This is a genomic window from Streptomyces phaeofaciens, from assembly GCF_014648915.1.
Classification (GTDB): domain Bacteria; phylum Actinomycetota; class Actinomycetes; order Streptomycetales; family Streptomycetaceae; genus Streptomyces; species Streptomyces phaeofaciens.
Genome location: NZ_BMSA01000014.1, coordinates 128,011 through 140,032, shown reverse-complemented (window position 1 = coordinate 140,032; position 12,022 = coordinate 128,011). Strand labels below are relative to the sequence as shown.

The 12,022-nt window shown below is 73.5% G+C and carries 10 protein-coding genes; all 10 read left to right on the top strand.

Features of this window, described 5'->3' with window-relative positions:
* The first annotated feature begins 70 nt into the window (after positions 1 to 70).
* The gene (locus tag IE275_RS23605; protein ID WP_189713368.1) at positions 71 to 1,012 is read left to right on the top strand and encodes an EamA family transporter; all 942 of its coding nucleotides are present in this window, start codon (positions 71 to 73) and stop codon (positions 1,010 to 1,012) included.
* A gap of 157 nt (positions 1,013 to 1,169) precedes the next feature.
* A complete protein-coding gene (locus IE275_RS23600) occupies positions 1,170 to 1,964 on the top strand; it encodes a TIGR03084 family metal-binding protein (RefSeq protein ID WP_189713367.1) in 795 nt (264 codons plus the stop codon).
* Complete coding sequence (locus tag IE275_RS23595; protein ID WP_189713366.1) at positions 1,961 to 3,646, top strand: acyclic terpene utilization AtuA family protein; 1,686 nt, start codon at positions 1,961 to 1,963, stop codon at positions 3,644 to 3,646. The genes IE275_RS23600 and IE275_RS23595 overlap by 4 nt, the downstream gene beginning before the upstream one ends.
* Positions 3,643 to 5,241, top strand: a complete 1,599-nt coding sequence (locus IE275_RS23590; RefSeq protein WP_189713365.1) for an acyl-CoA carboxylase subunit beta — start codon at positions 3,643 to 3,645, stop codon at positions 5,239 to 5,241. Before IE275_RS23595 ends, IE275_RS23590 begins: the two co-directional genes overlap by 4 nt.
* Before the next feature lie 8 nt (positions 5,242 to 5,249).
* A complete protein-coding gene (locus tag IE275_RS23585) occupies positions 5,250 to 7,103 on the top strand; it encodes an acetyl/propionyl/methylcrotonyl-CoA carboxylase subunit alpha (protein ID WP_189713364.1) in 1,854 nt (617 codons plus the stop codon).
* A 116-nt stretch (positions 7,104 to 7,219) separates the two neighbouring features.
* The gene (locus IE275_RS23580; protein ID WP_189713363.1) at positions 7,220 to 8,344 is read left to right on the top strand and encodes an acyl-CoA dehydrogenase family protein; all 1,125 of its coding nucleotides are present in this window, start codon (positions 7,220 to 7,222) and stop codon (positions 8,342 to 8,344) included.
* A 17-nt stretch (positions 8,345 to 8,361) separates the two neighbouring features.
* Positions 8,362 to 9,930, top strand: coding sequence for a 4-coumarate--CoA ligase family protein (locus IE275_RS23575; RefSeq protein WP_189713362.1), 1,569 nt, complete (start codon positions 8,362 to 8,364; stop codon positions 9,928 to 9,930).
* Entirely contained in the window at positions 9,927 to 10,667 is a 741-nt protein-coding gene (locus tag IE275_RS23570) for an enoyl-CoA hydratase family protein (RefSeq protein WP_189713361.1), read from the top strand. Before IE275_RS23575 ends, IE275_RS23570 begins: the two co-directional genes overlap by 4 nt.
* Entirely contained in the window at positions 10,655 to 11,260 is a 606-nt protein-coding gene (locus tag IE275_RS23565; protein WP_189713360.1) for a TetR/AcrR family transcriptional regulator, read from the top strand. The genes IE275_RS23570 and IE275_RS23565 overlap by 13 nt, the downstream gene beginning before the upstream one ends.
* A 170-nt stretch (positions 11,261 to 11,430) precedes the next feature.
* Positions 11,431 to 11,997 carry a hypothetical protein gene (locus IE275_RS23560; protein WP_189713359.1) on the top strand — a complete coding sequence of 189 codons (567 nt, stop codon included), beginning with the start codon at positions 11,431 to 11,433 and terminating at the stop codon, positions 11,995 to 11,997.
* Positions 11,998 to 12,022: the final 25 nt, after the last annotated feature.

The following is a 12,022-nucleotide window of genomic DNA, read 5'->3' as shown; positions in this document are numbered from 1 at the left end:
CCTGGACTTGACAGTGCATCGTGATGTACGACGGCGATGTACGAACCCGCACCGAGCCCCAGGACCGCCCGTGACCACCGCCGACACCTCCACGCCGCAGCTCTCGTCCGCCGCTGTCGCCCCGGCCGGCGCACCGCGCCGCTTCGGGTCCCCCGGTTCGCTCGGCCCCGTCGGCCTGGTGCTCGCCGGGGGCATCTCGGTGCAGTTCGGCGGCGCGCTGGCCGTGACACTGATGCCGCGCGCGGGCGCGCTGGGGGTGGTGGCGCTGCGGCTGCTGGTCGCGGCGGTGGTGCTGCTGGTCGTCTGCCGTCCCCGGCTGCGCGGTCACTCCCGTACGGACTGGGGCACGGTGGTCGTCTTCGGCGTCACCATGGCCGCGATGAACGGCCTCTTCTACCAGGCCGTCGACCGCATCCCGCTGGGCCCGGCGGTCACCCTGGAGGTGCTGGGCCCGCTCGCGCTGTCGGTGATCGCCTCGCGCCGCGCGGTGAACCTGGTCTGGGCCGGGCTGGCCCTCGCCGGAGTGTTCCTGCTCGGCGGCGGAGGCTTCGGGGACCTCGATCCGCTGGGGGTCGCGTTCGCGCTGGGCGCGGGGGCGATGTGGGCGGCGTACATCGTGTTCAGCGCCCGCACCGGCCGACGGTTCCCGCAGGCCGACGGGCTCGCGCTGGCGATGGCGGTGGGCGCGCTGCTCTTCCTGCCGCTGGGCGTCGCCGAGTCGGGCGCGAAGCTCCTCGACCCGGTGACGCTGGGGCTGGGCGCGGCGGTGGCCCTGCTGTCGTCCGTCCTGCCGTACACCCTGGAACTCCTGGCCCTGCGCCGCCTCCCCGCCTCCACCTTCGCCGTCATGATGAGCCTGGAGCCCGCCATCGCCGCGACGGCCGGCTTCCTCATCCTCGGCCAGGCCATGTCCCTGACCCAGGCCGCCGCGATCGCCCTGGTCGTCGCGGCGAGCATGGGCGCGGTCCGGACCCAGATCGGGCGAGCGAAGGCGACGCTTCCGGAGGTCTGAGGGTCCGCGTGGGTGCGGGCCACCCCGGGGAAGCCCCTGCCTGGCCCGAGCCCCGGACCGAGCCTCCGCAGGCCAAGCCTCCACCGCCCAACCCTCCGCCCGGAAATTCATGCAAGCATGCTTGATTGTTTCTGGCCCCACTGCCATGCTCCACCCCATGGCCGACCCGACGCCCGTGATCGATGACCTGCGAGCCGAAAGCGACGAACTCGACCGTCTCGTCGCGGAGTTGAGGCCGGAGCAGTGGACGCTCCCGACCCCCGCGCCCGGCTGGACCGTGGCCCATCAGATCGCGCACCTCGCCTGGACAGACCACTCCTCCGTGCTGGCCGTGACCGACCAGGCCGCCTTCGGCCGTGAGGTCGAGAAGGCGCTGGCCGCACCCGGGGACTTCGTGGACAACGGTGCGGAGGAAGGCGCCGCGAAGCCGCCCGAGCGGCTGCTCGCGGACTGGCGCTCCGGCCGCGACGCCCTGGCGCGGGCGCTGCGCGCGGCACCCCCGGGCGCGCGCTTCCCCTGGTACGGCCCGCCCATGTCCACCGCCTCCATGGCCACCGCCCGCCTCATGGAGACCTGGGCCCACGGCCTGGACGTGGCGGAGGCGCTCGGCGTGACACCCGTCCCCACCGACCGGCTCCGCCACATCGTCCGCCTCGGCGTCCGCACCCGGGACTTCGCCTTCGGTGTGCACGGCCTGCCCGTGCCGTTCGAGGAGTTCCGCGTCGAGCTGCGCAGCCCGTCGGGCGAGCTGTGGACGTACGGCCCCGAAGGCGCCGACGACCGCGTCACCGGATCCGCCCTCGACTTCTGCCTCCTGGTCACCCAGCGCGCCCACCGCGCCGACCTCGCCCTGGTCGCCGAGGGCCCCGACGCCGACCGCTGGCTGGACGTCGCGCAGGCCTTCGCCGGCCCGCCCGGCAAGGGCCGCTCACCCAGGGAGGCGGCCGAGTGACGCGCCCGGCCCTGCGCATCGGCAACGCCTCCGGCTTCTACGGCGACCGCCTCGACGCCCTGCGCGAGATGCTCACCGGCGGCGAACTCGACGTCCTCACCGGCGACTACCTCGCCGAGCTGACCATGCTGATCCTGGGCCGGGACCGGCTCAAGGACCCGTCCGCCGGGTACGCCCGCACCTTCCTGCGCCAGCTGGAGGAGTGCCTCGGCCTCGCCCACGACCGCCGGGTGCGGATCGTCACCAACGCCGGCGGTCTCAACCCGGCCGGACTCGCCGACGCCGTACGCGCGCTGGCCGACCGGCTCGGCATCCCCGTACGCGTCGCGCACGTCGAGGGCGACGACCTCACCGCCGCCCACCCCGGCAGCCTCACCGCCCACGCCTACCTCGGCGGTTTCGGCATCGCCGCCTGTCTGCGCGAGGGCGCGGACATCGTGGTCACCGGCCGGGTGACGGACGCGGCCCTGGTCACCGGCCCCGCCGCGGCCCACTTCGGCTGGACCCCGGACGCGTACGACCGCCTCGCGGGCGCCGTCGTCGCCGGGCACGTCCTGGAGTGCGGGACGCAGGCCACCGGCGGCAACTACGCCTTCTTCCGGGAGGGGGACGTGCGGCGGCCCGGCTTCCCGCTGGCCGAACTGCACGAGGACGGCAGCTGTGTGATCACCAAGCACCCCGGCACCGGCGGGTTCGTGGACATCGGCACGGTCACCGCCCAGCTGCTCTACGAGACCGGCGGCGCCCGGTACGCGGGACCCGACGTCACCGCCCGCCTGGACACCGTACGGCTCACCCAGGACGGTCCGGACCGGGTGCGGATCGACGGGGTACGAGGGGAGGCCCCGCCGCCCACCCTCAAGGTCGGCCGCACCCGCCTCGGCGGCTTCCGCAACGAGGTCGTCTTCGTGCTCACCGGTCTCGACATCGAGGCCAAGGCGGCGCTGGTGCGCGAGCAGATGGACACCTACGCCTTCGCCAAGTCCCGCCCCGAAGAGGTCCGCTGGGAACTCGTACGGACCGACCGGCCCGACGCGGACACCGAGGAGACCGCGAGCGCCCTGCTGCGGCTCGTCGTGCGCGACCCCCGGCAGGACGCCGTGGGACGGGCGCTGAGCGGCGCGGCCGTCGAGCTGGCGCTGGCCGGCTACCCCGGCTTCCACGTCCTCGCCCCGCCCGGCAAGGGCGCCCCGTACGGCGTTTTCGAGGCCGGGGCCGTCCCCCGGGGCGAGGTCGGGCACCTCGCCGTCCTCGACGACGGCCGCCGGCTGCCCGTGGCGCCGGGCGACGACAGCCGCGCGCTCGAAGCCGTACCCGAGCCGCCGCCGCCCGCGCCGCCGGCGCCGGGACCCGTGCGGCGCGCGCCCCTCGGACTCGTCGCCGGCGCCCGCAGCGGGGACAAGGGCGGGGACGCCAACGTCGGCGTGTGGGTGCGCACGGACGAGGCGTGGCAGTGGCTCGCGCACACGCTCACCGTCGACGCCTTCCGCCGGCTGATCCCCGAGAGCGCCGGACTGCCGGTCACCCGGCACGTACTGCCCCGGCTGCGTGCCCTGAACTTCGTCGTCGAGGGGATCCTCGGCGCCGGGGTCGCCGCCCAGCATCGCTTCGACCCGCAGGCCAAGGCCCTCGGCGAATGGCTGCGCTCCCGTCACCTGGACATCCCGGAGGCACTGCTTTGACCGTCCTGTCGTCGGCGCTGGACACGGCCGGCCCCGACTACCGAGCCCACCGCGAGGCCATGCTCGCCAAGCTCGCCGACCTCGACACCGAACACGCCAAGGCGCTGGCCGGCGGCGGGGAGAAGTACGTCGCCCGGCACCGGGCGCGCGGCAAGCTCCTCGCCCGTGAGCGCATCGAGCTGCTCCTCGACCCCGACACGCCGTTCCTGGAGCTGTCGCCGCTGGCGGCCTGGGGCAGCGAGTACACGGTGGGCGCCTCGCTGGTCACCGGGATCGGGGTCGTCGAGGGCGTGGAATGCCTGATCACGGCCAACGACCCGACCGTGCGCGGCGGCGCCAGCAACCCCTGGTCGCTGAAGAAGGCCCTGCGCGCCAACGACATCGCCCTCGCCAACCGGCTGCCCTGCATCAGCCTGGTGGAGTCGGGCGGCGCCGACCTGCCGTCCCAGAAGGAGATCTTCATCCCCGGGGGCGCGATCTTCCGCGACCTCACCCGGCTCTCGGCCGCCGGGATCCCGACCGTCGCCGTCGTCTTCGGCAACTCCACGGCCGGCGGCGCCTACATCCCCGGCATGTCCGACCACGTGATCATGGTCAAGGAGCGGGCGAAGGTGTTCCTCGGCGGGCCGCCGCTGGTGAAGATGGCCACCGGGGAGGAGAGCGACGACGAGTCCCTCGGCGGCGCGGAGATGCACGCGCGCGTGTCCGGACTGGCCGACCACTTCGCCGTCGACGAGCGCGACGCGCTGCGCCAGGCACGGCGCGTGGTCGCCCGGCTCAACCACCGCAAGGCGTACGACGATCCGGGTCCGGCCGAACCCCCCAAGTACTCCGCCGAGGAACTCCTCGGCATCGTCCCCGGCGACCTCAAGGTCCCCTTCGACCCGCGCGAGGTGATCGCCCGGATCGTCGACGCCTCCGACTTCGACGAGTTCAAGCCGCTGTACGGAAGCAGCCTGGCCACCGGCTGGGCGACCCTGCACGGCTACCCGGTCGGCATCCTCGCCAACGCCCAGGGCGTGCTCTTCAGCGAGGAGTCCCAGAAGGCCGCCCAGTTCATCCAGCTCGCCAACCAGCGCGACATCCCGCTGCTCTTCCTGCACAACACCACCGGCTACATGGTCGGCAAGGAGTACGAGCAGGGCGGCATCATCAAACACGGCGCGATGATGATCAACGCGGTGAGCAACAGCCGGGTGCCGCATCTGTCGGTGCTCCTGGGCGCCTCCTACGGCGCCGGCCACTACGGCATGTGCGGCCGCGCCTACGACCCCCGCTTCCTGTTCGCCTGGCCCAGCGCCAAATCGGCCGTGATGGGCCCGCAGCAGCTCGCGGGCGTCCTGTCGATCGTCGCCCGGCAGTCCGCGACGGCCCGGGGACTGCCGTACGACGACGAGGGCGACGCCGCCCTGCGGGCCATGGTGGAGCAGCAGATCGAGTCCGAGTCGCTGCCGATGTTCCTGTCCGGGCGGCTGTACGACGACGGCGTCATCGACCCCCGCGACACCCGCACCGTGCTCGGCCTCTGCCTGTCGGCCCTCCACACCGCGCCCTACGAGGGCGCGCGGGGCGGCTTCGGCGTCTTCCGGATGTGAGGGACCACATGATTGGCACTCTGCTCGTCGCCAACCGCGGCGAGATCGCCTGCCGCGTCTTCCGCACCTGCCGCGAGGCGGGGATCCGGACGGTCGCGGTGCACTCGGACGCCGACGAGAACGCGCTCCACACGCGCGTGGCCGACATCGCGGTCCGGCTGCCGGGCTCCGCGCCCGCGGACACCTATCTGCGCGCCGACCTGATCGTGAAGGCGGCGGTCGCGGCGGGCGCGGACGCCGTCCACCCCGGCTACGGCTTCCTCTCCGAGAACGCCGGCTTCGCCCGCGCGGTCCTGGCCGCCGGCCTGGTCTGGATCGGGCCGCCGCCCGAGGCCATCGAGGCGATGGCGTCCAAGACCCGCGCGAAGCAGCTGATGGGGCTCGCACCCCTGGAGGAGGTACGGGAGTCCGACCTTCCCGTGCTGGTGAAGGCGGCGGCGGGCGGCGGCGGCCGCGGTATGCGCGTCGTACGCCGCCTGGAGGACCTGGACACCGCCCTGGAGGGCGCCCGCGCCGAGGCCGCGAGCGCCTTCGGCGACGGCGAGGTCTTCGTCGAGCCCTACGTGGAGAACGGCCGCCACGTGGAGGTGCAGGTGCTCGCCGACACCCACGGCACGGTGTGGGCGCTCGGCACCCGCGACTGCTCCCTGCAACGCCGCCACCAGAAGGTGATCGAGGAAGCCCCGGCGCCCGGACTCTCCGCCGCGCTGGACGACGAACTGCGCACCCTGGCCGTACGCGCGGCCCGCGCCGTCGCCTACGTCGGCGCGGGCACCGTCGAGTTCCTCGTCGCCGACGGCCGTGCGCACTTCCTGGAGATGAACACCCGCCTCCAGGTCGAACACCCCGTCACGGAGGCCGTCTTCGGCGTCGACCTGGTGGCGGAACAGATCCGGGTCGCGGAGGGCGGCGCGCTCGCCCCCGAACCGCCGCCCGCGCGCGGCCACGCGATCGAGGCCCGCCTGTACGCCGAGGACCCCGCGACCGACTGGACCCCGCAGACCGGCACCCTGCACCGCCTGGCCGTCCCGGACGGCGTCCGCCTGGACACCGGCTACGGCGACGGCGACGAGATCGGCGTCCACTACGACCCGATGCTCGCCAAGGTCGTCGCCCACGCCCCCACGCGCGCGGAGGCGGTCCGCCGGCTGGCCGGAGCCCTGGAGCGGGCCACCGTCCACGGCCCGGTCACCAACCGCGACCTCCTCGTCCGCTCCCTGCGCCACGAGGAGTTCACCTCCGCCCGCATGGACACCGGCTTCTACGACCGCCACCTGGCCGGGCTGACCGCCGCGGCCGTCGATCCGCACGCCCCGCTCGCCGCCGCCCTCGCCGACGCGCACACCGGCCCCGGCGCCCGCTCCCGCTTCGGCGGCTGGCGCAACCTGCCGTCCCAGCCGCAGACCAGGCGGTACACGGCGGGCGGCGAGGAGCACGAGGTCTACTACCGGCACACCCGGACCGGTGTGACGGCCGAGGGCGTCCAGGTCGTGCACGCGGACCCCGCCCTGGTCGTCCTGGAGATCGACGGCGTACGGCGCCGTTTCGAGATCGCCCAATACGGCGACCGGGTCCACGTCAACGACACCACCCTGACCGCCCTGCCCCGCTTCCCGGACCCGGTGACCCAACGTGCCCCCGGCTCCCTGCTGGCACCGATGCCGGGCACGGTCGTCAAGCTCGCGGAAGGTCTCATCACCGGATCGAGTGTCCGGGCCGGTGAACCGCTGCTCTGGCTCGAAGCGATGAAGATGCAACACGTCATTTCGGCCCCGGCCACGGGAACGGTGACGTCGTTGCAGGTGACGACGGGCCAACAGATCCAGGTCGGCACTCTGCTGGCGGTAGTGCAGGAGCTTTGAGGGACACGGGGCCGCATTGATCTGCGGCTCCGCCGCGATGGGGGTCCCCCCGCTCGAGCGAAGCCGAGAGTGGGGGAGCGACCAGCCACGACGAACCCGAACCCGAAGGAGCCACCATGACCACTCTGATCGAAACGGACGAGCACAAGGCCCTCCGCGCAGCGGTGACGGCCTTCGCCAAGGCCCACACCGAAGCCGACGGCCTCTGGCAGGCCGCCGCCAAGCTCGGCTACATCGGCGTCAACCTCCCGGAGGCCTACGGCGGCGGAGGCGGCGGCATCACCGAACTCTCCCTCGTCCTCGAAGAGCTGGGCGCCGCCGGAAACCCCCTCCTCATGATGATCGTCTCCCCGGCGATCTGCGGCACCGTGATCGCCCGCTTCGGCACGGACGCCCAGAAGGGGGAGTGGCTCCCCGCGCTGGCGGACGGCAGTCGCCTCATGGCCTTCGGCATCACCGAACCCGACGCCGGCTCCAACAGCCACCGCATCACCACCACCGCCCGCCGCGACGGCACGGACTGGCTGCTCACCGGCCGCAAGGTCTTCGTCTCCGGCGTGGACATTGCCGACGCCACCCTGATCGTCGGCCGCACCGAGGACGCCCGCACGGGCAGCCTCAAGCCCTGCCTGTTCATCGTCCCGCGTGACGCGCCCGGCTTCTCCCGCCGCAAGATCGACATGGAACTGGACGGCGCGGAGAAGCAGTTCGAGCTGGTCCTCGACGACGTACGGCTCCCGGCCGAGGCGCTTGTAGGGGACGAGGACGCGGGCCTGCTCCAGCTGTTCGCCGGCCTCAACCCCGAGCGGATCATGACGGCCGCGTTCGCGATCGGCATGGGCCGGTACGCCCTCGACAAGGCGGTCGCGTACGCCCGCGACCGCACCGTGTGGAAGACCCCGATCGGTGCCCACCAGGCCATCGCACATCCCCTCGCCCAGGCCCACATCGACCTCGAACTGGCCCGCCTGATGATGCAGAAGGCGGCCCAGCTGTACGACGCGGGGGACGACGTCGGCGCGGGCGAGGCCGCCAACATGGCCAAGTACGCGGCCGGGGAGGCCTGCGTGAAGGCGGTCGACCAGGCCGTGCACACCCTCGGCGGCAACGGCCTCACGCGCGAATTCGGCCTCGCCCGGTTGATTACGGCCTCCCGCGTGGCTCGTATTGCTCCGGTGAGCCGGGAGATGATTCTCAACTACGTCTCCCACCAGACCCTGGGTCTGCCCAAGTCGTACTAGGCCGCCTTGGAGGAACCGTGTTCCGCAGCGCGTACGCAGACGTCCCGCCCGTAGAACTCCCCATCCACGAGGCCGTGCTCGGCCGGGCCGCCGAGTACGGCGACACACCCGCCCTCGTCGACGGCACCGACGGCACCACCCTCACGTACGCCCAGGTGGACCGGTTCCACCGGCGCGTCGCCGCCGCGCTCGCCGAGGCCGGCGTCCGCAAGGGCGACGTCCTCGCCCTGCACAGCCCGAACACCGTCGCCTTCCCGATCGCCTTCTACGCGGCCACCCGCGCGGGCGCCTCCGTCACCACCGTGCACCCGCTCGCCACGGCCGAGGAGTTCGCCAAACAGCTCGGCGACTCCGCGGCCCGCTGGATCGTCACCGTCTCCCCGCTGCTGGAGACGGCCCGCCGGGCCGCCGAGATCGCGGGCGGCGTCGAGGAGATCCTGGTCTGCGACAGCGCGCCCGGACACCGTTCCCTGATCGACATGCTCGCCTCGACCGCCCCCGAGCCGACCGTCGACATCGACCCGACGCAGGACGTGGCGGCCCTGCCGTACTCCTCCGGCACCACCGGCGTCCCCAAGGGCGTCATGCTCACCCACCGGCAGATCGCCACCAACCTCGACCAGCTCGCCCCGGCGATCTCGGCGGCCCCCGGCGACCGCGTCCTCGCCGTCCTGCCCTTCTTCCACATCTACGGGCTCACCGCCCTGATGAACGGGCCGCTGCGCCAGGGCGCCACGGTCGTGGTCCTGCCCCGCTTCGAACTGGAGACGTTCCTCGCGGCCATCCAGAACCACCGCATCACCGCCCTCTACGTGGCCCCGCCGATCGTCCTCGCCCTCGCCAAACACCCGGCCGTCGCCCAGTACGACCTGTCGTCCCTGAAGTACGTCGTCAGCGCCGCCGCTCCGCTGGACGCCGCCCTCGCCGCGGCCTGCGCCGACCGCCTGGGCCTGCCGCCCCTCGGCCAGGCCTACGGCATGACGGAACTGTCGCCCGGCACCCACGTCGTCCCCCTCGACGCCATGGCCGACGCCCCGGCCGGCACCGTCGGCAGGCTCATCGCCGGCACCGAGATGCGGATCGTCTCCCTCGACGACCCCGGCAAGGACCTCGGCGTGGGCGAGCCCGGCGAGATCCTCATCCGCGGCCCGCAGATCATGAAGGGCTACCTGGGCCGGCCCGACGCCACCGCCGACATGATCGACACCGACGGCTGGCTGCACACCGGCGACATCGGGCGCGTCGACGAGGACGGCTGGCTGTTCGTCGTCGACCGGGTCAAGGAACTCATCAAGTACAAGGGCTTCCAAGTGGCCCCCGCCGAACTGGAGGCGCTCCTGCTCACCCACCCGGGCATCGCGGACGCCGCCGTCATCGGCGTCTACAACGAGGACGGCAACGAAGTGCCGCACGCCTTCGTGGTCCGCCAGCCCACCGCCGCCGAACTCTCCGAAGGAGAGATCGCGATGTACGTCGCCGAACGGGTCGCCCCCTACAAACGCGTCCGCCAGGTCACCTTCATCGACGCCGTACCGAGGGCGGCCAGCGGGAAGATCCTGCGCCGCCGGCTGAGGGAGCGCACATGACGACGCCGGCGGTCGGCCGCACCCGCGCGCGGGGCGTCGAGACCCTCAGCCTCGACGCCACCGACACCCGCAACGCCCTGTCGGCGGCCCTCGTCGGCGCACTGTCCGACGCCCTCACCGACTGCGGCAAGGACCCCGACGTCCGCGCCGTCGTCCTCACCCACACGGGCGGCACCTTCTGCGCGGGCGCCGACCTGCGCGACCCGCCGGACCCGGACGCGTTCGTCGGCCTGCTGCGGCAGATCGTGGAACTGCCCAAGCCGGTCGTCGCCCGGGTCACCGGACACGTCCGGGCCGGCGGCCTCGGCCTGCTGGCCGCCTGTGACATCACCGCCGCCTCCACCCCGTCGACCTTCGCGTTCACCGAGGTCCGGATCGGGGTGGCACCGGCGGTGATCTCCCTGCCGCTCCTCCCGCGCACCGACCCCCGCGCGCTGGCCCGCTACTACCTCACCGGCGAGCGCTTCGACGCCCCCGAGGCCGCCCGCGCCGGCCTGCTCACCGCGGCGGGCGACGACGTCGACGCCGTCCTCGCCCCCGTCCTCGACGGCCTGCGCAAATCGGCCCCCCAGGGCCTGGCCGAGACGAAACGGCTGCTCACGGCTAGGGTGCTGGAGACCTTCGACCGGGACGCGGCCGAGCTCACCGCGCTCTCGGCCCGGCTGTTCTCCTCCGCCCAGGCCCGCGAGGGGATGACGGCCTTCCTCGAACGACGGGATCCCGCATGGGCGCTGTGAGCGCAGTCGACCGTGACCGCGCCCCCAAACAGGACCGCAGCCGGGCCACCCGGCAGCGGCTCCTGGCAGCCGCCGTGGCCTGCCTCGCCGAACACGGCTGGGCGGGCTCCACGGTCACCGTCGTCGCCGAACGCGCGGGGGTCTCCCGGGGCGCCGCCCAGCACCACTTCCCCACCCGCGAGGACCTGTTCACCGCCGCCGTCGAATACGTCGCCGAGGAACGCTCGACCGCGCTGCGCGCCCTCTTCCCCGAAGGCGGCGCCGACCGTCACGAGGTCGTGTCCGCCCTGGTCGGCCTCTACACCGGCCCCCTCTTCCGGGCCGCCCTGCACCTGTGGGTCGCCGCGTCCAACGAGGAACAGCTGCGCTCGCGCGTGACCGAGCTGGAGGCCCGCGTCGGCCGCGAGAGCCACCGGATAGCCGTGGAGCTCCTCGACGCCGACGAGTCCGTGCCCGGGGTCCGCGAGAGTGTCCAGGGCCTGCTGGACATGGCCCGCGGCCTCGGCCTCGCCAACCTCCTCACCGACGACTCGGTCCGCCGGGAGCGGGTCGTCGCGCAGTGGGCGGGACTGCTCGACGAGAAGCTGGGCTGAGGGCGCCGGCACGAGCGGACGTACGGGCGGGCGGGCGGACGTACGGGCGGGCGGACGTACGGGCGGGCGGACGTACGGGGACTGGGCGGGCGGACGTGCGGGCGGGCGGACGTGCGGAGGTCCGGGAGAGCGGACGAACCGCTGTCGGTGCCGGGACATACGGTTCCGGCATGGGAGACACATTCCAGACGATCGCCGACCGTACGGCGACGCCCGAGGAGGCGCCGCGCCTCGCGCGGGCCGTGGTGGACTGGCTCGTCACCGAGGGCATCGTGCTCGCCGCAGCGGAACCGGGCTGGGCCCTGGGAGACGATCCGGCCCACCCGCCCGGCCCCCACTGGCAGAAGGCGGTGGACGACGCCCGCTGGGGCGCGCCGGAGGGCGTCGCCGTGTACACCGAGCGGCACGTCTTCTACAGCAACTTCCACGACGGGGGCCCGGTGGCGGTGACCTGCCCGCGCTGCGGGGCGGGCGTCGACTCCGACGACAAGGCCACGGCGGCGCTGTTCTCCACCGCGATGGACGCGTGGCAGGCGACCGGCGAGGCCGACATCGCCTGCCCCGCCTGCGCCGAGCCGGTCCCGCTGACCGACTGGGACTGGACCGACGACCACCTGGCCTTCGTCCACCTCGGCTTCCAGTTCTGGAACTGGCCCTGGCTCGGCGAGGAGTTCCGCGCCCGGGTGGCGGAGTTCCTGCCCGGGCACCGCACGGCCTTCCTCCCGGGCAAGGTCTGAGAAACCCCGGCCACGGACCCGCCGC